The sequence below is a fragment of the Streptomyces sp. NPDC047880 genome (genome assembly GCF_040706515.1).
In the GTDB taxonomy this organism is placed as follows: Bacteria; Actinomycetota; Actinomycetes; order Streptomycetales; family Streptomycetaceae; genus Streptomyces.
On record NZ_JBEZOK010000004.1, the window covers coordinates 34,532 to 56,591 of the forward strand.

Annotated in this window: 21 protein-coding genes and 2 pseudogenes; 10 read left to right on the forward strand and 13 right to left on the reverse strand. The window is 71.4% G+C overall.

Going from position 1 to position 22,060, the window contains the following annotated elements; all coding sequences use genetic code 11:
- Window positions 1-52: 52 nt before the first annotated feature.
- The 7 genes from AB0937_RS07875 (at window position 53) to AB0937_RS07905 (ending at window position 6,430) form a co-directional block, all read left to right on the forward strand.
- On the forward strand, window positions 53-826 hold the full coding sequence (locus tag AB0937_RS07875; protein WP_366710276.1) for an SDR family oxidoreductase: 774 nt from the start codon (window positions 53-55) through the stop codon (window positions 824-826).
- Between the two features lie 129 nt (window positions 827-955).
- A complete protein-coding gene (locus AB0937_RS07880) occupies window positions 956-1,663 on the forward strand; it encodes an ester cyclase (protein ID WP_366710278.1) in 708 nt (235 codons plus the stop codon).
- Window positions 1,664-2,165: 502 nt separating this feature from the next.
- A complete protein-coding gene (locus tag AB0937_RS07885; RefSeq protein ID WP_366710279.1) occupies window positions 2,166-2,600 on the forward strand; it encodes a hypothetical protein in 435 nt (144 codons plus the stop codon).
- Between the two features lie 262 nt (window positions 2,601-2,862).
- Window positions 2,863-3,090, forward strand: coding sequence for a hypothetical protein (locus AB0937_RS07890; protein WP_366710281.1), 228 nt, complete (start codon window positions 2,863-2,865; stop codon window positions 3,088-3,090).
- Entirely contained in the window at window positions 3,091-3,660 is a 570-nt protein-coding gene (locus tag AB0937_RS07895) for a DUF6879 family protein (RefSeq protein WP_366710282.1), read from the forward strand.
- A 36-nt stretch (window positions 3,661-3,696) separates the two neighbouring features.
- Window positions 3,697-5,877 carry a tetratricopeptide repeat protein gene (locus AB0937_RS07900; protein WP_366710283.1) on the forward strand — a complete coding sequence of 727 codons (2,181 nt, stop codon included), beginning with the start codon at window positions 3,697-3,699 and terminating at the stop codon, window positions 5,875-5,877.
- Window positions 5,861-6,430 (forward strand): GNAT family N-acetyltransferase, encoded by a 570-nt coding sequence (locus tag AB0937_RS07905; RefSeq protein ID WP_366710284.1) that lies wholly within the window; start codon window positions 5,861-5,863, stop codon window positions 6,428-6,430. The genes AB0937_RS07900 and AB0937_RS07905 overlap by 17 nt, the downstream gene beginning before the upstream one ends.
- A 1,129-nt stretch (window positions 6,431-7,559) precedes the next feature.
- On the opposite strand, the gene groL is transcribed toward AB0937_RS07905, so the two are convergent.
- From groL to AB0937_RS07925, 4 genes are all read right to left on the reverse strand, one after another.
- Window positions 7,560-9,185, reverse strand: coding sequence for a chaperonin GroEL (gene groL, locus AB0937_RS07910; protein WP_366710285.1), 1,626 nt, complete (start codon window positions 9,183-9,185; stop codon window positions 7,560-7,562).
- A gap of 116 nt (window positions 9,186-9,301) precedes the next feature.
- Window positions 9,302-9,610 (reverse strand): co-chaperone GroES, encoded by a 309-nt coding sequence (gene groES / locus AB0937_RS07915; RefSeq protein WP_003974211.1) that lies wholly within the window; start codon window positions 9,608-9,610, stop codon window positions 9,302-9,304.
- A gap of 169 nt (window positions 9,611-9,779) precedes the next feature.
- Entirely contained in the window at window positions 9,780-10,529 is a 750-nt protein-coding gene (locus AB0937_RS07920) for a polysaccharide deacetylase family protein (protein ID WP_366710286.1), read from the reverse strand.
- Window positions 10,526-11,461, reverse strand: coding sequence for a polysaccharide deacetylase family protein (locus AB0937_RS07925; RefSeq protein WP_366710288.1), 936 nt, complete (start codon window positions 11,459-11,461; stop codon window positions 10,526-10,528). Before AB0937_RS07925 ends, AB0937_RS07920 begins: the two co-directional genes overlap by 4 nt.
- A gap of 207 nt (window positions 11,462-11,668) precedes the next feature.
- Here AB0937_RS07925 and AB0937_RS07930 point away from each other — a divergent pair, with 207 nt between their 5' ends.
- The gene (locus tag AB0937_RS07930) at window positions 11,669-12,829 is read left to right on the forward strand and encodes a methyltransferase domain-containing protein (RefSeq protein WP_366710289.1); all 1,161 of its coding nucleotides are present in this window, start codon (window positions 11,669-11,671) and stop codon (window positions 12,827-12,829) included.
- Between the two features lie 3 nt (window positions 12,830-12,832).
- Here AB0937_RS07930 and AB0937_RS07935 read toward each other — a convergent pair.
- The 4 genes and pseudogenes from AB0937_RS07935 to AB0937_RS07950 all read right to left on the reverse strand — a co-directional run.
- Window positions 12,833-13,492 (reverse strand): annotated as a pseudogene (locus AB0937_RS07935) (DUF6596 domain-containing protein); the annotation flags it as partial.
- A 1-nt stretch (window position 13,493) separates the two neighbouring features.
- Window positions 13,494-13,700, reverse strand: a pseudogene (locus AB0937_RS07940) (transcriptional regulator); the annotation flags it as partial.
- A 140-nt stretch (window positions 13,701-13,840) separates the two neighbouring features.
- A complete protein-coding gene (locus tag AB0937_RS07945) occupies window positions 13,841-14,890 on the reverse strand; it encodes an LCP family protein (RefSeq protein ID WP_366710291.1) in 1,050 nt (349 codons plus the stop codon).
- Window positions 14,891-15,042: 152 nt separating this feature from the next.
- Window positions 15,043-16,107 (reverse strand): LacI family DNA-binding transcriptional regulator, encoded by a 1,065-nt coding sequence (locus tag AB0937_RS07950; RefSeq protein WP_366710292.1) that lies wholly within the window; start codon window positions 16,105-16,107, stop codon window positions 15,043-15,045.
- A gap of 137 nt (window positions 16,108-16,244) precedes the next feature.
- Between AB0937_RS07950 and AB0937_RS07955 the strand changes: the two genes are divergently transcribed.
- Entirely contained in the window at window positions 16,245-18,554 is a 2,310-nt protein-coding gene (locus AB0937_RS07955; protein WP_366710294.1) for a glycoside hydrolase family 3 N-terminal domain-containing protein, read from the forward strand.
- Between the two features lie 12 nt (window positions 18,555-18,566).
- On the opposite strand, the gene AB0937_RS07960 is transcribed toward AB0937_RS07955, so the two are convergent.
- The 4 genes from AB0937_RS07960 to tsaB are packed head-to-tail and all read right to left on the reverse strand — an operon-like array spanning window position 18,567 to window position 21,061.
- Window positions 18,567-18,824 carry a hypothetical protein gene (locus AB0937_RS07960; RefSeq protein ID WP_366710295.1) on the reverse strand — a complete coding sequence of 86 codons (258 nt, stop codon included), beginning with the start codon at window positions 18,822-18,824 and terminating at the stop codon, window positions 18,567-18,569.
- Window positions 18,821-19,912 (reverse strand): tRNA (adenosine(37)-N6)-threonylcarbamoyltransferase complex transferase subunit TsaD, encoded by a 1,092-nt coding sequence (tsaD, locus tag AB0937_RS07965; RefSeq protein WP_366710296.1) that lies wholly within the window; start codon window positions 19,910-19,912, stop codon window positions 18,821-18,823. The genes AB0937_RS07960 and tsaD overlap by 4 nt, the downstream gene beginning before the upstream one ends.
- Entirely contained in the window at window positions 19,905-20,378 is a 474-nt protein-coding gene (gene rimI, locus AB0937_RS07970) for a ribosomal protein S18-alanine N-acetyltransferase (RefSeq protein ID WP_366710653.1), read from the reverse strand. Before rimI ends, tsaD begins: the two co-directional genes overlap by 8 nt.
- A gap of 29 nt (window positions 20,379-20,407) precedes the next feature.
- Entirely contained in the window at window positions 20,408-21,061 is a 654-nt protein-coding gene (gene tsaB / locus AB0937_RS07975; protein ID WP_366710298.1) for a tRNA (adenosine(37)-N6)-threonylcarbamoyltransferase complex dimerization subunit type 1 TsaB, read from the reverse strand.
- A 113-nt stretch (window positions 21,062-21,174) separates the two neighbouring features.
- Between tsaB and AB0937_RS07980 the strand changes: the two genes are divergently transcribed.
- Window positions 21,175-21,735, forward strand: a complete 561-nt coding sequence (locus AB0937_RS07980) for a hypothetical protein (protein WP_366710299.1) — start codon at window positions 21,175-21,177, stop codon at window positions 21,733-21,735.
- 25 nt (window positions 21,736-21,760) lie between these two features.
- Here AB0937_RS07980 and AB0937_RS07985 read toward each other — a convergent pair whose 3' ends face one another.
- Window positions 21,761-21,928, reverse strand: coding sequence for a hypothetical protein (locus AB0937_RS07985; RefSeq protein ID WP_366710300.1), 168 nt, complete (start codon window positions 21,926-21,928; stop codon window positions 21,761-21,763).
- Window positions 21,929-22,060 lie beyond the last annotated feature (132 nt).

Consider the following 22,060-nt stretch of genomic DNA (forward strand, 5'->3'; position numbering starts at 1 on the left):
ACGGCCCCATGGGGAAGCGGATGCACGCAGTCCGTGTCACTAACCTTCTGCCATGACAACGGCTCTGATTACGGGATCGACGGCAGGCATCGGGGCCGCGTTCGCGCGGCGACTGGCGGCGGACGGACACAACCTGGTGCTGGTGGCCCGCGACACCAAGCGGCTGCGGGAACAGGCGACCGAGCTGCACGACCGGCACGGCATCGAGGCGGAGGTGCTGACGGCCGACCTGGCCGAGGACGGGGGCATCGAGGCGGTGGCCGGACGCCTCGGCGACCGCAAGAACCCCGTCGACCTGCTGATCAACAACGCCGGGTTCGGCAACAAGGGCCGCTATCTGGACGTCTCCATGGCCGACGAGCTGCGGATGCTGAAGGTGCACTGCGAGGCGGTGCTGCGGCTGACGTCGGCGGCGACCGTGGCGATGCGCGAGCGCGGCCGCGGCGGCGTCGTCAACGTCGCGTCGGTGGCCGCCTTCGTCCCGCGCGGCACCTACGGCGCCTCCAAGGCCTGGGTCGTGCAGTTCACGCAGGGCGCGGCCCGCGACCTGGCCGGCAGCGGAGTACGGCTGATGGCGCTCTGCCCGGGGTTCGTGCGCACCGAGTTCCACGAGCGGGCCGGGATGGGCACCGACAACATCCCGCGCTGGATGTGGCTCGACGCGGACAAGCTGGTGGCGGCGGCGCTGCACGATCTGGCGCGCGGCAAGACGCTGTCGATCCCGGACCCGCGCTACAAGGCGCTGATGGGGGCGGCGAAGCTGGTGCCGCGCGGGATGCTCGGGGCCGTTTCCTCCAGGACGGGCCGGAAGTACGGGCCGCAGTAACCGCGGGCGGCCCGGCCCGGCCGGCTGCTCCCCTCCCCGTCGGCCACCGTGCACCGGGAGGCAGCCGGGCCTCCCCCTTGGGACAATGAAGCTGTTTCAGCCGGACCCAGGGGGGCCGGAGGCGAGGCCATGACCTTCGTACAGCTCATCGAATGCAGGACCAGCCGGCTCGACGAGATGAACCGGCTGATGGACCGGTGGGTCGAACAGACCAAGGGGAAGCGGACCGCGTCGCACAGTGTGGTGGCCAAGGACCGGGCCGACGCCTCGCACATCGTGGAGATCGTGGAGTTCCCGTCGTACGAGGAGGCGATGCGCAACTCCGGGCTGCCGGAGACCGACCGGATCTTCCAGGACATGGTGGCGCTCTGCGAGGAGGCGCCGACCTTCACGGACCTGGACGTGGTGCGGGACGAGCAGCTGTACGCGGCCACCGCGCGCAGGTTCTTCGAGGTCGTGCCGGGCAAGGGGGCCGCGCCGCCGCTCAACGACGTGTTCATCGAGGACTACCACGACCACGATCCCGCCAATGTGCAGGACGTCATCGGGCTGGACGCGGTCCGGCGCGAGGTGGAGGTGTGGCGGGGCGGCTTCGACTTCTCGTTCACCATCGAGGACCAGATGGCGCAAGGTGACCGGGTGTGCACCCGGTGGACCTTCCACGGGCGGCACACCGGCGAGTTCCTCGGGATCCCGCCGACCGGGCAGGAGGTCACCATGACCGGGACGACCGTCCACCGCTGCACTCCGGACGGGAAGATCGCCGAGGGCTGGTGGCAGTACGACCGGCTGGGGCTGATGCAGCAGCTGGGGGTGCTGGAGCCCTTGGAGCTCTGACGTCGGGGGCTCCTCCGGGCGGCAGCCCCGTGGGGAGACGCGCACACGACGCTGTGCGGTGACCACAGCGCTACATGGCCCGGCGCCGTCGGCATGACGGCCAGGCCTCACAGAGCTGCCGCAGCCGAGACGGCCGGGCGCCGGTTCCGCTGCTGTGCCGGCCCCGCCGCTGTGGGGCGCGAGCGGCGCGTACAGCGCAAGCGCCCATCGGGTGCCGGGGCACTCAATGCGCACCGGCCATCTCGGCAAGAGGCGAGCCCGCGGGTTCGCTCACGCCCGTGAGCACGGGCGCGGGAGGTAGGCAGCGAGCGCGTGCGGATCCCACGGCAGACGCTCTCGGGGATACCGACGCACCGCGAGACGCGCAACATCTCACACGTGACGTCTCGTCATTCTCAGCTGTCATCAATGCAGTTGAGTACTTCCCCAGGACTCCGGACAGGTGACGTACAAGCTGCTATACATCCCATACGGTCCGTAATCAGCAGGGGGTGGGGATCGGGTGGATCCGATTTCGGCGGCGCTGCTCGTGTCTCTGGTGAGCGGCGTCGGTGGCGCCGCAGGCACGCAGGCCTGGGCGGCTCTCGGCAGCCTGGTGCGTCAGCCGTTCCGGGGAGCGGATCAGCCACCGTCCGTGGAACCGGTCCCAGCGGTGCGGGAACTGGAAGATCTCGAAGAGAGCCCCCAGGACATGGGCCGGGCGCAGGCGCTCGCCGAGGTGTTGCAGCGTCGGGCGGCCCTCGACTCGGGTTTCGCGCGTTCTCTCACGTCGTGGCTGGATGAGGCGAGAGCCGTGTCGGTGGGGAGCGGGGATGTGCACAACACCGTCAGCGGCGGCTCCCAGGGCAATGTCCTCCAAGTCCGGGACCTGAACGGGTCCGTGACATTCGGGGCCCCTGCCGCACCGGACGCGGGCTCCCGGGGGCGGACGGATTGAGCGGCCTGTGACCTCGACGTCAATGCGCGAAACCGGTCTTGCCCCAAAGGTTCGAGTGCGATAACTGCCGCATCAAAACCAACACCACGATCCCGGAGAACTCGCTCGGGCGTTTAGATCATTACATCAGCCTCAGAAAAAAATGAAACCAGCCAAAGTCACTCGACCGTGCAATTCGGCCGCGGGGAATCTTGACGTGCCACACTCGTCAATCTCTAATCTATACGCACGCCGACATTGTCATCCAGGCAGGGGGAAGAGGATGAAACTCACCAGGCTGTACAAGGATCAGAGCTCGGGTGGAAACGGCTGCCCGACGGTCTACCTGGGCGAGTCAGGTGAACTGGTCATCCAGGGCAGCATCGTGGACAGTGCCACCTTAGCGGAACTGGAGAACGTCCTACCGGGAGAGAGCGCCGTGCGCATCTCCGCGGACGTCGTGGCCGGTGCCATGGAGCGGTACCACGGCCTGCGCAGTGAGGGGCAGTAGGTGGGACGCCGGTTCTCCTCCTTGGCGGACGCGGAATTCAACCGACTGTTCAGGGACTTCAGGTTCACCGCCTACCGCCTGGAAGCACTCCAGCGGTATGACGTGACCTATGAGCAGAACGAGTTCTCACGCTTCCTGGCGGGCGAGTCGAGGGGGGAGTTTCCCGGTATCGCGGAGTGGATCGACGGAACCGTCAGTAAGGCGGTGGCAGCGGGCAAGACCCTGAGCCGGGTGCATGTCGTAGAACTGCCGATGTCCGACTACGTCCGCTTCGAATGCGCCTGGGCGTACGAGCACACAGTAGAGGCGGGGGAGGACGTACGGATTCTTCCTGTTTCCCGGCAGGCATGGCCGGCGGAGCTGCCGCACTACGACTACTGGCTCTTCGATTCCTCGCAACTGGTGGCCATGTACTACGAGGAGGACGGGCGCTTCTCGTCCGCCGAGATCATCGACGACCCGCGACGAGTCGTCGAGGCGAACTACTGGCGTGACGTGGCCCAGGCGGTCGCTGTTCCCTACCGGGACTTCGCCCGCACCCACCAAAATCAACTGTGTGTCCCGGCCTGAGTGGACCGCGCGAGCGACGGGGGCCTGACCGGACCGATGGCCGACGATCCGACATCCGTCTCGAACGAGTTCTCCGGTGGCGACAGTGACGTCGTGGTCCAGGCCGGGACCGTACACGGTGGCCTGCACCTGCACGGTCCCGCGCGCACCTTCCCCCCGCCCCGTCAGCTTCCTTACGGGGTACCGGGATTCGTCAACCGCGCGCACGAGCTGGCGATGCTGGACGCCCTGCACCCACGGCCCGCGGACGAACGTGACGTCGGGCCGGCCGTCGTCACGACAATCATCGGGGGCCCGGGCGTGGGGAAGACCGCGCTGGCACTGCACTGGGCGCACAAGGTCCGCCGACACTTCGTGGACGGCGATCTGTACATCGACATGCGCGGATACAACAGCGGCAGCGCGCTCGGACCCGAGCAGGCCCTGACCGCCTTCCTCCGAAGCCTCGGCGTGGAGGCCGATCGCATTCCGATCGACGAACAGGAATGCGCGGCCTTGTTTCGGTCGATGGTCTACGGAAAAAAGCTCCTGATACTCATCGACAATGTTTCGTCGGTCAAGCAGATCAGGCAGGTCATTCCGGCCTCACACTCCAGTCTCGTACTGATCACCAGCCGCAACAGACTCTCCGGTCTCGTGGCGAGGGAGGGAGCAGCGCGTGTGACTCTCGACGTACTGTCGCTCCAGCAGTCCGTGCGGCTTCTGCGTGAGGTGATCGGGCCGTCACGGGTCGACGCGGAGCCCGAGGCCGCCCGGCGAGTGGCTCAGCTCTGCGGCTGTCTCCCCCTGGCACTCCGCGTGGTGGGGGAACGCGCTGCCGGTCGTTCCCTGCTGCCGCTGGGTGAGCTCGTGGACGAACTCCTCCAGGAACAGGAGTTCCTCGACGCCCTGGCCGATCGGGAGGACGAGCTCAGCGATGTGCGCGCCGTCTTCTCGTGGTCCTACAGAGCGCTCCCGGAGGACGACCGGAGAGCTTTCCGCCTGTTGGGTCTGCACGAGGGAAAAGTGCTGTGCTGCAGTTCCGCGGCGGCACTGCTCGCGGTCACCCCGGCAGTCGCGCGGCGAAGACTGGGCGCACTCGCCGACGTCCATCTCCTCCAGGAGACCGCGAGGGACAGATACCGCATGCACGATCTGCTGCGTTCCTACGCGGTGGAGCAGTTGTCGGCCGACGAACCACGGGAGGAGCGGACCCGCGCTGTCCGCCGGGTTCTCACCTGGTACCTGTTGAGCGCCGACGCGGGCCGAAAGGCGATCCTCCCGCACTCCCACTCCATTCCCTTGGTGCCTGCGGGCGACCAGGTGCGCCCGGTCGAGTGTTTCGGAGCGGCCGCCGACGCGATGCGGTGGTTCGACACCGAACGCGACAACCTGCTCTCCGCCCTGCGTCAGGCGGTCGCCTGGGGTCAGTACGACATCGCGTGGATGCTGCCCGTGGTGGCAGACGGCTTCTTCGAACTCGGGGCCAACTGGTCGGATTGGAAGCACGTACACGAGCTCGGTCTGGACGCAGCGCGTCTGATCGGCAATCCGCTGGGCGAGGCGTCGAACCTCTTGTCCCTGGGTGATGTGCACTGGCGGTCCGGCGCGTATGACGTATCCGTCGACAACTACCAGCGCGCCGCGGAGCTCAGCCAGGAGATCGACGACCCTTGGATGCTGGGGTTCTCGCTGCGAGGCCTGGGGCTGGTGGCACTGGAGCAGGGCGATCCCGGCGCCGAGTCGCACTTCGAGGCCGCCCTGGCCGTGTTCCGCGAGCACGGCGTCAGGAGGGGCGAGGGAATGAGTCTGCTCAGCCTCGCGGAGTGCGCCCGTGGCCGCGACGAGTACGCCGAGGCCGCCGCGCTCTGCCGTCAGGCCACCGGCATCTTCCATGCGATCGGCGACCGCTGGAGCGAGGCCTGGGGTGCGCTCCCCCTCGCCGACAGTCTCGGCGAGCTGGGTGAGTTCTCCGAAGCGGAGGACCACCTCGGGCGGGCCCTGACCATCTTCCGCGAGTTCACCGACCGGCGCAGCGAGGCGTCGACGCTCTCTCGCCTGGGCGACGTGACCTCGGCGCGCGGCGAGCCGGATGCCGCGCGACGTTTCTGGACGCAGGCCGCGGCTCTGTACGAGGAACTCGGCGACGGGCTGGCCGATGTTCTGCGGAGGCGGGCGGAGGATGTCCCGGTCTCGGAGGTCGGGGAGGGTGAGGGCGGCGGTGGCCGAGCCGGGTGAGGTCGTGGTCGAGGGCTGCGCAAAGGAGTCGGCCGCCGACTGGTTCCACCGGATCTGCGAGGTGCACGACGGCGTCTTCTCGGCCGAGCCGTTCGCCTGGGTCCCGGAGATGTCACCGGCGCACGAGGCGGAACTCCGGGGTCTGATGGAGGTCGCGGGCTTCCGCCTGGTCTTGGCCCGGCAGCAGGACCGTCTCCTCGGATACGCCTACGGCCATCCGCTGCCCGTCGGCCACGGCTGGTGGGGCGACTTCGACCGGACGCTCCCCGCCGGCCTGGTTGCGGAATGGCCGGGCCGGACCTTCGCCGTCATCAGCCTGGCGGTCCTCCCCGAACGGCGTGGCCGTGGCACGGGCAGGCGCCTCATGGAGGAACTCCTGCACGACCGCGAGGAGCAGCGCGCGATCTTGTCGGTGCAGCCCACCGCCCTCGCGGCGCAGCGTCTCTACCGGCAGTGGGGATGGACGAAGGCCGGCAGGAAGGGCCCGCTGTCCGGCGTGACACCGCCCTGCTGGGACATCTACGTGCGGGAGCTGGGCATTGCGCCCCAGTAGGAGGCCGCCGTCTCCGGTCAGGCCCTGCACGGGCACCCCCGCTGCTCGGTGCGCGCACCGGCCGCTCCCCGGATGTCGGCCGTGGCTCTTGGGGGGTGACCGCGGTATCCGCCGATGCGCACGGGATCCCGGCCTTCGTCGGACACGGCGGCGGCGCGCGCTCGTACTCCTCGTGCCGGACGGTGAGCCTGGCGATCCGTGCGAGGGCCGCGATGAGCAGTGGGCGTTGCTGCGAAGCGGTGTGCCGAGCGCATGCCGGCGGCGAATGCACCGCAGAGCAGACGCCTGACACGCACCGGGAGAGCCCGGGCGCACTGCTTCGCTCTCGTCACGCCCCTTCCTGCCGCCGTACCGCACTGAGACGGGAACGCAACTCGGCTTCACCGCCCATTCGACGATGGGTGCCCACGGCGACTGGATGAGCCGGTACATCGGGAAGGTCGCCACCGCGAATGCACCGACCGCCACGGCCACAAGACACGCCACCGCGACGTCCGGATCAGCCGGCTGGGCCGGCACCCCGAGCCAGGCCAGGCAGACGACCGTGACAGCCACCTGCGCCATCATGACCACAACCCAGAGAATCCCGAGCGTGAACCGAACCGCGGCTATCAAGATGCCTGCGCTCGCCGTGACGCCTTGCTCCTCGACCAGCCGGCGCACGGCGGCGCGACGCTCGGCGGCCGGCTGCTCCAGCATCGCGGTCACCTCCGGCTCGACCTGCTCGACCAGCCGACTCACCCAGCCCTGGATCGTCCGTTGATAGGACGCGACCTCCAGACCGGCGGCGATGAGAATCACCGGCGCCACAGCGGCCGAGGTCGCAGCGAACGGCTCCGTCATCTGCATGCGGGCAGCATGCCCACATCCCACCCGCTGCCAAAGGCACGTTGCGGAAGAGTGACATGGCCGTACGAGAGGCAGGCGCGGAGTGGTGGGGCGGCCCCGGCGGGTTCGGCACCGCCGCCGAACCCGCCGTACGGCACCTGGTGGAACAGGGCTGTCCGGAGCGCGACTCGGGCCTTCGTTCATCGGGCCGGAGGCAAACGCCGTTTCGGGCAATACGGTGAGGGCCCGGCGCCCCTTACGGGGTGCCGGGCCCTCACTCAGGCTCTGGCGACCTTGGTCGTCAGTGGGCGTGGCCGTGGCCGTGGCCCGCGGCGGCCGGCTCCTCCTCTTCCTTCTTCTCGACGACCAGGGTCTCGGTCGTGAGCAGGAGGGAGGCGATGGAGGCGGCGTTCTCCAGGGCGGAGCGGGTGACCTTGACCGGGTCGATGACGCCGGCCTTCACCAGGTCGCCGTACTCGCCGGTGGCAGCGTTGAAGCCCTGGCCCTTGTCGAGCTCGGCGACCTTGGAGGTGATGACGTAGCCCTCGAGGCCGGCGTTCTCGGCGATCCAGCGCAGCGGCTCGACGGCGGCCTTGCGGACGACCGCGACACCCGTGGCCTCGTCGCCGGTCTTGCCGAGGTTGCCCTCGAGGACCTTGACGGCGTGGACCAGCGCGGAGCCACCACCGGAGACGATGCCCTCCTCGACCGCGGCGCGGGTCGCGGAGATGGCGTCCTCCAGACGGTGCTTGCGCTCCTTGAGCTCGACCTCGGTGGCGGCACCCACGCGGATGACGCACACGCCGCCGGCCAGCTTCGCGAGGCGCTCCTGGAGCTTCTCGCGGTCCCAGTCGGAGTCGGTGGTCTCGATCTCGGCCTTGATCTGGGCGACGCGGCCGTGCACGTCGTCCTTCTTGCCGGCGCCGTCGACGATGGTGGTGTCGTCCTTGGTGACGGTGACGCGGCGGGCGGAGCCGAGGACGTCCAGGCCGACCTGGTCGAGCTTGAGGCCGACCTCCTCGGAGACGACCGTGGCGCCGGTGAGGACGGCCATGTCCTGCAGCATCGCCTTGCGGCGGTCGCCGAAGCCCGGGGCCTTCACCGCGACGGCGTTGAAGGTGCCGCGGATCTTGTTCACGACGAGGGTGGACAGGGCCTCGCCCTCGACGTCCTCGGCGATGATCAGCAGCGGCTTGGAGGCGTTGGCCTGGATGACCTTCTCCAGCAGCGGCAGCAGGTCCGCGATGGCGGAGATCTTGCCCTGCGTGATGAGGATGTACGGGTCGTCCAGGACGGCTTCCATGCGCTCCTGGTCCGTCACGAAGTACGGCGACAGGTAGCCCTTGTCGAAGGCCATGCCCTCGGTGAAGTCCAGCTCCAGGCCGAAGGTGTTGGACTCCTCGACGGTGATGACGCCGTCCTTGCCGACCTTGTCCATCGCCTCGGCGATGAGCTCGCCGACCTGCGTGTCCTGGGCGGACAGACCGGCGACGGCGGCGATGTCGGACTTCTCGTCGATCGGCCGGGCGGTCGCGAGGAGCTCCTCGGAGACCGCGGCGACGGCGGCGTCGATGCCCTTCTTCAGGGCGGCCGGGGAGGCACCGGCGGCGACGTTCTTCAGGCCCTCGCGCACGAGCGCCTGGGCGAGCACGGTCGCGGTGGTCGTACCGTCACCCGCGATGTCGTTGGTCTTGGTCGCCACCTCCTTGACCAGCTGGGCACCGAGGTTCTCGTACGGGTCCTCGACCTCGACCTCACGGGCGATGGTCACACCGTCGTTGGTGATGGTGGGAGCGCCGAACTTCTTGTCGATGACGACATTGCGGCCCTTGGGGCCGATCGTCACCTTGACCGTGTCGGCAAGCTTGTTGACGCCGCGCTCGAGGGCGCGACGGGCGTCCTCGTCGAACTTCAGGATCTTCGCCATGGGAGCGTGAGCCCTCTTCCGGAATCTGGGATATACGGCACTGCGCCCCGGGCGCCCGGCTTATTGGCGATCGCGGGGGCCAGGGGCGCAGTTCGAAGCAAGGTGCTTGGGGTGAATTACTTCTCGACGATCGCGAGCACGTCGCGGGCCGAGAGGACGAGGTACTCCTCGCCGTTGTACTTCACCTCGGTGCCGCCGTACTTGCTGTAGAGCACGACGTCGCCGACGGAGACGTCGAGCGGAAGACGGTTGCCGTCCTCGAAGCGGCCCGGGCCCACGGCCAGGACGACGCCCTCCTGGGGCTTCTCCTTGGCGGTGTCCGGGATGACCAGGCCAGAGGCGGTGGTCTGCTCGGCGTCGAGCGGCTGGACCACGATGCGGTCCTCGAGCGGCTTGATGGCAACCTTGGAGCTGGTGGTCGTCACGATCCGACCTCCCCCTTCGGAGATCTCACGGGGTTAACTGTCTGAGGTGGCGACCAGGTGGATCCGTCGTCGCGGGTGCCGGACCTGCCCGTCGCTGTGTTGGCACTCTCCTAGGGGGAGTGCCAGAGCCGAGACTATGACTGCGATTAGCACTCGGTCAAGCGGACTGCTAATTGCCGACGGCGCGTCGTGCGGGTGCCCGCTCCAGGTGGTCCTCGAGCCGCCCCACGCGCAGCCCCCGTTCCCCGATCTCCCGCAGCAGGCGCTCGGTCCGTTCCGTGAGGGTCAGGGACCCGGTCTCGCCGGACGGCACCGAGACGATGTCGCCCGCCCGCAGACCGTGCGCGCCCCGGGTGTACGTCAGTTCGCCGTCGGCGCCCAGGGACGCGCGCCACAGGACGACCGCGGTGATGCCGCAGTCGCCGGCGGCGCGCAGGGTCGTGGTGTCGTAGGTGCCGTAGGGCGGGCGGAGGAGCCGGGGGGTGACGCCGAAGCGGGAGCGGAGTTTGTGCTGCTGGCCGCAGATCTCGGCGCGCTGTCCGGCGTACGGCAGGCCGCGCAGGGCGGGGTGGTCGAGGGTGTGGTTCTGGAGGGACGCGCCGACCGCGCGCAGCCGGGCGAAGTGGCCGTAGCCGGGTCCCACGACGCTGTCCGTGAGGAACATGCTGACCGGGAGCCGCCGTTCGCGGACGAGGCCGATGAAGCGGGGGTCGCGTTCGGCGCCGTCGTCGTAGGTGAGGAAGACGACGGGCTCGCGGGTGGGGACGTGGTCCACGACGGGCGGCAGCCGGCGCGGGTCGCTCACCTCGGGTGCCGGGTCCCGGGCGCGGCCGTCGGCGGTGCCCGGCCGCTCCCCCGGAGCCCCGGCGCAGCCGGTCAGCAGGGCCGCGCACAGCAGGGCGGCGGCCGGCCGCCTCACAGGTAGTCCTCCAGCCGCGCCACCGTGTAGCCCTGGGCCGCGACCTTGTTCAGGAAGCGGCGGACCATGTCGGCCATCGTGCCCTTCCACTGGTCGCGGCCCCGGAAGTGCGTGAGGACGATGTCGCCCGGGCGCAGCTTCCGGCCCCCGTCGCGGTACTCCCAGTGGTCGGCGAAGACCTCCTCGTTCCACAGCGGCACGTAGGCGATGCCGCAGGCCTTGGCGGCGCGCAGGGTCGCCCGGTCGTAGCTGCCGTAGGGCGGGCGGAAGAGCGTGGGGCGGGTGCCGAAGCGCCTCTCCATGTAGCGCTGCATGCCGCAGATCTCGCGCACCTGCGCCCGGTACGACAGGCCCCGCAGATTGGGGTGGTACAGGGTGTGGTTGTGCAGCGCCACGCCCTTGGACTGCATCCGCCGGAAGTAGCCGGGGTCGTCCTTGACCAGGTAGCCGCTGAGGAAGGCGCTGTACGGCACGTCGAGGTCGGTCATCATCCGCAGGAACGCGGGGTCCTTCTCGGCTCCGTCGTCGATGGTGAGGAAGACGACCTTGTCGCGGGTGGGGATCCTCGTGAAGACGGGCGGGAGGTCCAGCTCCCGGTGGCCGTCCACCTCGAAGCCCTTGCGGGTCCTGATCCTCGGCTTGGCCACGGGCGCGGGCGGGGCGACTGACGGGGTCCTGCGCAGGTCCCAGCGGTGTGCGGCGGCGGCCCGGGCGGCGTGCGCGGCGCGCAGCTTGGTGGCGTAGGAGTCGAGCGCGCGGGCCGGGGGCGCGTCGAGGGGCTGCTGGCCGCCGGCCGGGGTGACCTGGTCGCCGCCGTCCTGCGCGCAGCCGGAGGCGATGGCGGCGAGGACGAGCACGGCGAGGACGATCCGTGCGCCGGCGGGCACCCGCCCCCATGCCCGGCTTTCATCGTTTTGTACGACTGCTCGCATGGTGCCGGATCCTCGCAGCCCCCTCCCGGCGATCCCGCCCGACACCGCGGCCGGCGCCCCCACCATCCTCCGACTGGCCCACACCGGCCGGGCTCCGGGAGCGGCCGCGGCCCCCTCCGGCAGCACCCACCGGCCACGGGTCTCCCTGCCCGTTCGCAGCACCCGGCCGGCGGCACCCCCTCTTCCGCCGTGGCCGACAATGATCCGGTGAACGACCTCGACCTCCTCCTCACCCCCGAAGGCAGCGCCCTCCTCGACGAGGTGCGGGACACCGACCCGGCGCGGGAGCTGGCCGTCGCGACCCGGCTGCGCCGCGAGCACCCCGCCGAACTCGTGTCGGCGGCGCTCGGCCAGGCACGGCTGCGGCAGCGGGCGGTGGCCAAGTTCGGGGCCGAGGACGCGGGCCGGATGTTCTTCACGCCGAACGGGGTCGAGCAGTCGACGCGGGCGAGCGTGGGGGCCTACCGGGCCCGGCGGATGGCCGAGTCGGGCATCACCTCGGTCGCCGACCTGTGCTGCGGCATCGGCGGTGACGCGATCGCGCTGGCCCGCGCCGGAATCCGCGTCCTGGCCGTGGACCGGGACCCGCAGACGGCCGCCGCGGCCCGGGCCAACGCCGAGGCGCTGGGCCTGGCCGGCCTCGTCGAGGTACGCGAGGCCGACGTCACGGAGGTGGACACGGCCGGTTTTGACGCCGTGTTCGTCGACCCCGCCCGGCGCGGCGGCCGCGGCCGGATCTTCGACCCCGAGGCGTACTCGCCGCCGCTGTCCTGGGCGGTCTCCGCCGCCCGCCGGGCGCCCCACGCCGCTCTGAAGATCGCCCCCGGCGTCCCGCACGAGGCGGTCCCCGAGGACGCCGAGGCCGAGTGGATCTCCGACGGCGGGGACGTCAAGGAGGCCGTGCTGTGGTTCGGCACCGAGCCGGGGGCGGTCCGGGCGACCCTCCTGCCCGGCCCCCGCAGCCTGCTCTCCCGCGGCCTGCCCGACCCGGACGTCCGCCCGCCCGGCCGCTACCTCTACGAGCCCGACGGCGCCGTCATCCGGGCCCACCTGGTCGCCGAAGTGGCCGACCAGGTAGGCGGCGGCCTGCTCGACGCGACCATCGCGTACGTCACGGGCGACACCCTGCGCCCGACCCCGTACGCCACGGCCTACGAGATCACCGACCACCTGCCCTTCAACGTCAAGAGGCTGAAGGCCCTCCTGCGGGAGCGGCAGGTCGGCACGCTGACCGTGAAGAAGCGGGGCTCGGCGGTCGAGCCGGAGGAGCTCCGCAGGAAGGTCAAGCCGCAGGGCCCGCACGCGGCGACGGTGTTCCTGACCCGGGTCGCGGGGGCCCCGGCGATGCTCATCGGGCACCCCGCCTGACCTTCAGGACGGCTCGGCCGCCCTCCGCAGCAGCAGGTCCCGCTCCCTCGCGTTCCGGGTGAGCGACGCCGCCCGCTCGAACTCCGCCCGGGCCTCCGCCGTGCGGCCGAGACGGGCCAGGAGATCGCCGCGGACGCTGGGCAGCAGGTGGTAGTCCCGCAGGGCCGGGTCGCCGGCCAGGGCGTCGACGAGGACGAGGGCCGGGGCCGGGCCCTCGGACATCGAGACGGCCACCGCACGGTTCAGCTCCACGACCGGCGACGGGGAGCGGGCGGCCAGAAGGCCGTAGAGGGTGGCGATGCGGGCCCAGTCGGTCTCCTCGTAGGTGTACGCGTGCGCGTGGCAGGCGGCGATGGCCGCTTGCAGGGTGTACGGGCCCGGGCCGCCGGAGGAGGTGGCCTCGGCCCGGCCCAGCGCGGCGAAACCGCGGGCGATGAGCATGCGGTTCCAGCGGGAGCGGTTCTGGTCCTTCAACAGGACCGGCTCGCCGGAGGGGCCGGTACGGGCCGCGGTCCGGGAGGCCTGGAGCTCCAGCAGCGCGGTGAGGCCGTGCACCTCGGATTCCTTCGGCATCAGGGCCGAGAGCACCCGGGCCAGGCGCAGGGCGTCCTCGCACAGGGACGGGCGCAGCCAGTCGTCGCCCGCCGTGGCGGCGTACCCCTCACGGACCGTCGGTGACGGACAGCTGACCGCCCTCCCAGGTCACCCGGGTGCCGTCCGAAGTCGGCGTCAGCCCGGCCGTGTCGAGCATGACCCCGGCCTTGGTGATCTCCTCCAGCAGCTTGCCCATCCGCTCCATGAGCTCGGGGCTCGGCCCCTCGGCGGGGGCGTTCTTCTCGTCGATGCGGATCAGGGTGAGAAAGCGCGGCATGGTGACTCCTCGGGGTCTTCGGAAGCGGGGCTCTTCCCCGCTCTCACCCCTGCGTCGATCGGGGGGCCGCCGGATCGACACACGCGCCGGATCTTCTTCGACGTTTTTCGACGTCCTTCTCCGGGGCATGTTGCCGCAGGTCAGCGCAGCGACTCCCACAGCTTCCCGGCCTGCGGCTCCGCTGCCACCACCCGGTTGGGATCCGACGGCGCCTGTACCACCGGCATCGTCACCGTCCGCACCCCGCTCGCCGAGAGGCCCTTGAGGCTCTGCCCGAGACGGGTCAGTTCGGCGAGGGAGTCCAGGCCGGTGTCGGCGGTGAGGCCGGCGGTGACCGTGTCGGCGACGCGGTACAGCTCGGCCGGGTCGGTGAGCAGGTCCTGGGAGGCGATCTGCTCCAGCAGGGCCTTCACCAGCTGCTGCTGGAGGCCTATGCGGCCCAGGTCGCTGCCGTCGCCTATGCCGTGCCGGGTGCGGGCGAACGCGAGGGCCCGGGTGCCGTCCAGGTGGTGGGTGCCCGCCTTCAGCCGGAGGTGGCTGTCCTCGTCGGTGATGTCCTCGTCCGTGGTGACGGTGACACCGCCGAGCGCGTCGACCAGCCGGGCGAAACCCGAGAAGTCGATTTCGAGGTAGTGGTCCATGCGGACGTTCGTCAGCGCCTCGACCGTCTTCACCGCGCAGACCGGGCCGCCCACCTCGTACGCGCTGTTGAACATCGCGAGGCGGGCGACTCGTGTCGAGCCACCGGAGGGGCGAGGGCAGGACGGGCGGGTGACCAGGGTGTCACGCGGGATGCTCACCACCGTCGCGGTGGTCCGCCCCGCGTCCAGGTGGACGACCATCGCCGTGTCGGAACGGGCGCCCGAACTGTCGCCGCCGCCGAGCCTGCGGTTCTCCTCGCCGCTGCGCGAGTCGGAGCCCAGGACCAGGATGTTGAGGGCCTCGCTCGGCAGGGCCGATGCCGAGGGCGAGGGTGTGGTCACCCGCTTCGCCGGCCGGTTGTCGCCCAGTGCGCCGTCGATGTCGACGCCGGTGATGTTGTCGCTGAGATGCCAGTAGGCCCAGCCGGCCGCTCCGGCAGCCAGCACCAGCGTCCCCGCCAGAATCAGGCCGGCCGTCTTCAGTGCTCGCGACCGCCGGCCGGCTTCCGAGCCCTCGTCCCCGTGGTGTCCCGTCACGGGCAGGAACATAAGTCCGATTTTTGACGGGCAGGGAGCTCAGGGCGTTCTTTCTTCGGAAATTCTCAGATTTCAAGGCCCGAAGCCCGTCGAAAGTTTCGGCAGTGCAGCCGATTCGCTTCGGCTCGATGCGGGGCGTCCGGGAACAGCCGTCGACGCAGCCCCTAGCGTTCCGCGGGCCCCGTCGTGCTGCTGCGCACCACCAGGCTCGTCGCCAGCTCCACCCGGGTCGCCGCCGGGGTCCCCTCGTCCCGCCCGAGGTCGAGGACCAGCTTGGCCGCCGCCTCGGCCATCTCGGTCAGCGGCTGCCGTACGGTCGTCAGCGGCGGCCCGACCAGGGGAGCCACCGGCAGATCGTCGAACCCGACCACGCTCAGGTCCTCGGGAATGCGCAGCCCCAGCTCGCGCGCCGCCTCGTACAGCCCGAGCGCCTGAAGGTCGTTCCCGGCGAAGACCGCGGTCGGCCGGTCCGGGCGGCGCAGCAGCTCCAGGCCGAGCCGGTAGCCGGCCTCGTGATGGAAGTCGCCGCTCGCGATCAGGGCGGGGTCCACCGGCAGTCCGGCCGTCTCCAGCGCGGCCCGGTAGCCGTCGATCCGGGCCCGGCTGCACATCATCTGCGAGGGCCCGCTGATCGCGCCGATCCTGCGATGCCCCAGCTCGACCAGGTGCCGGGTGGCGGCGAGACCGCCCTGCCAGTTGGTCGCGCCGATCGACGGCACGTCGGCGCCCGGGTCGCCGGCCGGGTCCATCACCACGAACGGGATGGAGCGGCTGGTCAGCAGCGCCCGCTGCGACTCGTCGAGCCCGGACAGGACCAGGATCACGCCGTGCGGCCGGCGCGCGGCGACCTGGTCGGCCCAGGTCCGCCCGGGGGTGAGCCGCCCCGCACTCTCGGACAGCACCACGCTGAGCCCGGCGTCCCGGGCCACGTTCTCCACGCCCCGGATGACCTCCATCGCCCAGGCGCTCTCCAGCTCGTGGAAGACGAGGTCGATCAGGGGCGAGCGGGTCGCCTCGGCGCGGCGGCGCCGGTAGCCGTGCGCACGCAGCAGGTCCTCGACGCGGGACCGGGTGGCCGGGGCGACGTCGGCCCGGCCGTTGAGGACCTTCGAAACAGTCGGCGCGGAGACGCCCGCCTCACGGGCGATCTCGGCGAGCGTCGCGGTCTGCGCGGTGCGCCCCTCTGTCCGGGTCTGCGTCCGGCTTTCAACGGGCTCCGGGGATGTCATGGCGGCGATCGTAACCCTGCGGGCCCCCTTGACGAAGTCCTCGCACCGCCATAGGTTCCCGGAACATTCGAAGTTCATAACGAAACATTCGATGATTCGTTCGTGAGAGGGCCGTCCGTCCACCCGACAGGAGCTTCATGACCACCGCGCCCTGGCGTGACCCCGCGCTGCCCGCCGCCGCCCGCGTCGACGACCTGCTCTCCCGGATGACCCTGGAGGAGAAGACCGCCCAGCTGTACGGCGTGTGGGTGGGCGCCGCGACGGACGGCGACGGGGTCGCCCCGCATCAGCACGACATGACCGTCGAGTCCTCCGACGAGGAATGGGCCGAGCTGATCACCCACGGCCTGGGTCAGCTCACGCGCTCCTTCGGCACCGCCCCCGTGGCCCCGGCGCTGGGCGCGCAGGCCCTGGCGAGCGCCCAGCGCCGTATCGCCGGGGCCGGGCGGTTCGGCATCCCGGCGATCGCGCACGAGGAGTGCCTGGCCGGCTTCACCGCCTGGCAGGCCACGGCGTACCCGGTCCCGCTGGCCTGGGGCGCGACCTGGGATCCGCCGCTGGTCGAGGAGATGGCCCGCCGCGTCGGCGACGACCTGCGCTCGGCCGGTGTCCACCAGGGCCTTGCACCCGTGCTGGACGTCGTACGCGATCCGCGCTGGGGCCGTGTGGAGGAGACGATCGGCGAGGACCCGTACCTGGTCGGCACGCTCGGCACCGCGTACGTGCGGGGCCTGGAGTCGGCCGGGGTCGTCGCCACGCTCAAGCACTTCGCCGGGTACGCCTCCTCGGCCGGCGCCCGCAATCTCGCCCCGGTGCGGGCGGGTGTCCGCGAGTTCGCCGACGTCACCCTGCCGCCCTTCGAGATGGCTCTGCGCGAGGGCGGCGCCCGTTCGGTGATGGCCGCCTATACCGAGACGGACGGCGTCCCGGCCTCCGCGGACCCCGGGCTGCTGACTCATCTCCTGCGCGAGGAGTGGGGCTTCACCGGCACGGTCGTCGCCGACTACTTCGGCATCGGCTTCCTCCAGAGCCTCCACCGGGTCGCCGCCACCCCCGCCGAGGCGGCTCACGCGGCCCTCGCCGCCGGCATCGACGTCGAACTGCCCACCGTCAACTGCTACGGCCGGCCACTGCTGGAGGCGGTCCGCTCGGGCGGGATCCCCGAGGAGCTGGTGGACCGCGCGGCCCGCCGCGTGCTGCTCCAGAAGTGCGAGCTGGGCCTGCTGGACGAGGACTGGGCCCCGGAGCCGCCCGCCGGGATCGACCTCGATTCCACGGGCAACCGCATCCTCGCGCGCCGCATGGCCGAGGAGTCGGTGGTCCTGCTCGACAACCCCGGCGGCCTGCTCCCGCTGGCCCCCGACACCCGCATCGCGGTGGTCGGCCCGCGGGCGGCCGACGCCCTGGCCATGCTGGGCTGCTACTCGTTCCCCTCCCACGTCCTCACCCACTACCCCGGGGTGCCGGCCGGCATCGAGATCCCGACCGTGCTGGACGCCCTGCGCACCGAACTCCCCGACGCCAAGGTGACGTTCGCGCAGGGCTGCGACGTGACGGACCCGGACACCGGGGGATTCGAGGAGGCGATCGCCCGCACGGCCGAGGCGGACGTGTGCGTGGCGGTGCTCGGCGACCGGGCGGGCCTGTTCGGCCGCGGCACCTCGGGCGAGGGCTGCGACGCGACGGACCTCGGCCTGCCGGGCGTCCAGGGGGAGCTGCTGGACGCGCTGGTCGCCACGGGCGTCCCCGTGGTGCTGGTGCTGCTGACCGGCCGCCCCTACGCCCTGGGCCGCTGGCACGGCCGCCTCGGCGCGGTCGTCCAGGCGTTCTTCCCCGGCGAGGAGGGCGGCCCGGCGGTGGCGGGCGTCCTCTCCGGCCGTGTGAACCCCTCGGGGCGCCTGCCCGTCAGCGTCCCGCGGGTCCCCGGCGGGCAGCCCTGGACCTACCTCCAGCCACCCCTGGGGCTGGCGGGCGAGGTCAGCAACCTCGACCCCACCCCGCTGTACGCCTTCGGCCACGGCGGGTCGTACACGGCGTTCACCTGGGAGGTGCCCGCCGACACCCGGCCGGTCGAGATCGGCACGGACGGCTCGTACGAGGTGTCGGTGACTGTCCGCAACACGGGTGCTCGCGAGGCCGCGGAGGTGGTGCAGCTGTATCTGCACGACCCGGTGGCGTCTGTGACGCGCCCCGACATGCGGCTGATCGGCTACCAGCGTGTGACGGCGGCCCCGGGCGACGCGGCTCGGGTGACCTTCCGCTTCCACGCCGACCTGTCGTCCTTCACCGACCGCTCGGGCCGCCGGGTGGTCGAGCCGGGCGCCCTGGAACTGAGGCTGGCGGCGTCGAGCGCGGACGTGCGGCACACCGCGCACCTCACCCTGACGGGCCCGGTCCGGGTGCTCGGCCCCGACCGGCGGCTGCGCTGCGAGACCGAGGTGTCCTAGTGCCGGCCCCGGTCAGTTGTCGGTGACCGACTCGAACCGCCACCGGTGCACCGCCCGCGTGACCAGTTCCCCGTCCGGCTCCGGCAGTTCGGGCAGCTCGGCGTCGTAGGGCGCGTCCCACCAGGTGATGACGAGGACCCGGTCCTGCGGTGCCCGGAAGATCTCCCGGCGCAGGGGCTCCCGCACGAGCTCCTGCGCCCGCGCCCAGGCCAGCAGTTCCTCGCCCCGGCCGTCGGCCGCCCGGGCCTCCCACATCAACGCGACCGTCACGAGTAGAGGTTCTCCTTGCTGACCTCGTGCACATGGTCGTGGTCGTGCCCGGGCACGTGCGGCTCGGTCACCGGCAGGGACGAGTCCGCCGACAGGTCCCAGGCCGACGCCACCCGGTTCCGGGCGACCATCTCGGCGCCCAGGGCGGCGACCATCGCGCCGTTGTCCGTGCACAGCTTGGGCCGCGGCACGCGCAGCCGGATGCCGGCGGCCTCGCAGCGCTCCTGGGCGAGGACGCGCAGCCGGGAGTTGGCGGCCACGCCGCCGCCGATCATCAGGTGGTCCACGCCCTCGTCCTTGCAGGCCCGGACGGCCTTGCGGGTCAGCACGTCCACGACCGCCTCCTGGAAGGACGCCGCCACGTCCCGCACCGGCACCTCCTCCCCCGCCGCCCGCTTGGCCTCGATCCAGCGCGCCACGGCGGTCTTCAGCCCCGAGAAGGAGAAGTCGTAGGCCGGGTCGCGCGGGCCGGTCAGACCCCGGGGGAAGGCGATCGCGTCGGGGTCGCCCTCCTTCGCGTACCGGTCGATGACCGGGCCGCCCGGGAAGCCGAGGTTCAGCACGCGGGCGATCTTGTCGAAGGCCTCGCCGGCCGCGTCGTCGATGGTGGCGCCCATCGGGCGGACGTCGGAGGTGATGTCCGAGGACAGCAGCAGCGAGGAGTGCCCGCCGGAGACCAGCAGGGCCATGGTCGGCTCGGGCAGCGCGCCGTGCTCCAGCTGGTCCACGCAGATGTGCGAGGCGAGGTGGTTGACGCCGTAGAGCGGCTTGCCGAGCGCGTACGCGTAGGCCTTCGCCGCGGAGACGCCGACCAGCAGGGCACCGGCGAGACCGGGACCGGCGGTGACGGCGATGCCGTCGAGGTTGCGGGCGGTGACGCCCGCCTCCTTCAGGGCGCGGTCGATGGTGGGGACCATCGCCTCCAGGTGGGCGCGGCTCGCGACCTCCGGGACGACACCGCCGAAGCGGGCGTGCTCGTCGACGCTGGAGGCGACGGCGTCGGCCAGCAGAGTGGTGCCCCGGACGATGCCGACGCCGGTCTCGTCGCAGGAGGTCTCGATTCCCAGTACGAGGGGTTCGTCAGCCATTGATCTCGGTTCCTTGTACGGAGTTCTCGGGGGCGGTCAGGCGCATCACCAGGGCGTCCACGTTTCCGGGCTGGTAGTAGCCGCGCCGGACGCCGATGGGTTCAAAGCCGAAGCGCTCGTACAGCTTCTGTGCGCGGACGTTGTCGACCCGGCACTCCAGCATCACCTCGGCGCACTCGAAGGTGGTGGCCGCCCGCAGCAGTTCGGCCAGCAGCCGTCCGCCGAGGCCGGTGCCCCACAGGTCGCGGGAGACCGCGATGGTCTGCACGTCGGCCTGCTCGCCGGTGGCGACCAGACCCGCGTACCCGACGATCCGGGAGCCGGCCTCGGCGACCACGTACCGCCGGTTGGCGCCGGGTCCGCGCGCGTGGGCGAGCTCGGACCAGAACATGCCCCGGGACCAGGCGTCCTCGGGGAACAGCTCCCGTTCCAGTTCCAGTACGGGGTCGATGTCCCACCAGCGCATCTCACGCAGCGTGCACGTCACGAGTTCGGTCACTTGGGGGTGACCACCTTGTAGTTCTTGGGGACCTGGGCGTCGGGGCGGCGCAGGTACAGCGGCCGGGGCGCGGGCAGTTCCTCGCCGGCGGCCAGTTTCTCCGCGGCCAGCCGGGCGAGGGCGGCGGCGGACACGTGCTCCGGCTCGTGCGCCTTGGGGAAGGTGTCGGGGTACAGCAGCGCGCCCGCGCCGACCGCGGGCAGCCCCTCGACCTGCTCGGCGATGTCGGCGGGCCGGTCCACGGCCGGGTCGGTGACCCGGGTGCGGGAGTCGGAGTAGCGGGCCCAGTACACCTCCTTGCGGCGGGCGTCGGTGGCGACGACGAACGGCACCTGGAGGTCGGCGGCGTAGGCGAGGCCGTCCAGGGTGCACACGCCGTGCACGGGGACGCCCAGGGCGAGTCCGAAGGTGTCGGCGGTCATCAGGCCGACGCGCAGCCCGGTGTACGGTCCCGGGCCGATCCCGGCGACGATCCCGGTGACGGCGTCGAGCCGCAGACCGGCCTCGGCGAACACCCGGTCGATCGCCGGCAGCAGCAGTTCCCCGTGCCGCCGTGCGTCGACCTGACTCGACGAGGCGATGACGTCGCGTCCGTCGTGCAGGGCGACGGTGACGGCGGGCGTGGCGGTATCCAGAGCGAGCAAGAGCACGCAAACAGCCTACGGCTCCCGGGGGCCCGGCACGGTCGCACCTGTCGGGTCGTCACCTGCTGCTACCGTCACCTACCGTCACGACAGGGACGTACGACGTGAGGTGGACGCCGGTGACAGCCAGCAGCTCGGGAATCGTGGCCGGGCTCACCGCCGCGGCCCTCGCGACGGTCGGCTACCTCGCCCACGAGGCCGCCGAGACCGTCCCGGCCGGCCTGGGCAGGGCGGCGCACGCGGACGTCGCCCCGGCGCCCGGTACGTCGAAGGCGCCCCAGGTCAAGCGGGACGCCACCGCCCTGCCAGCCGACTCGGGGAAGGGCGCCCGGGTCGTGTACTCGTTGCGCCGCGACCGGGTGTGGCTGGTCGCGGGAGGCGAGGCGGTCAGCCGTACGTTCGTGGTCGACCCGAGCGCGGTGGACCCGGCCCCGGGCAGGTACTCGGTGACGTCCCGCTCGAACGCGGTCACCGGTTCCGACGGTGTCCCGGTCGAGCACGTGGTGCGCTTCGCCAGTGTGGACGGCGTGGTCGTCGGCTTCAGCGCGGCCGTGAAGGAGCCGGCCGGCCGCGCCCCCGACCCGAAGGTCCGCACGGGCGGCATCCGCGAATCCCGCGCGGACGGCGACGCGATGTGGGCGTTCGCGACGATCGGCCGGACGGTCGTCGTCGTCCCCTAGGCGTCCTGCGAGGGATCAGAGGATCTCAGGCCGCTTCGCGGTGTGCGCAGGCCCGCTCGGCGAGTTCCGGCTCGGGTGCGCGCGGCGGTGTGGAGAGCAGCGCCGCCGCCTCACCGGCCGCCAGCAGGTCGCGCATGGACACCCCGGCGACCGCGAACCGCTGCGGCTGCCCCTTGCTCTCTGTAGCCGACATGGACGCCTCCCGAAGGACCGGGGCACACGTGGTTAGGTACACCTAACCACTGACTGGATACCATGTGACCACGCGCAAGACGCCGGGCGCAACATCTTGCCGACGTCTTGTCGGAACGTTCATCAAAAGACC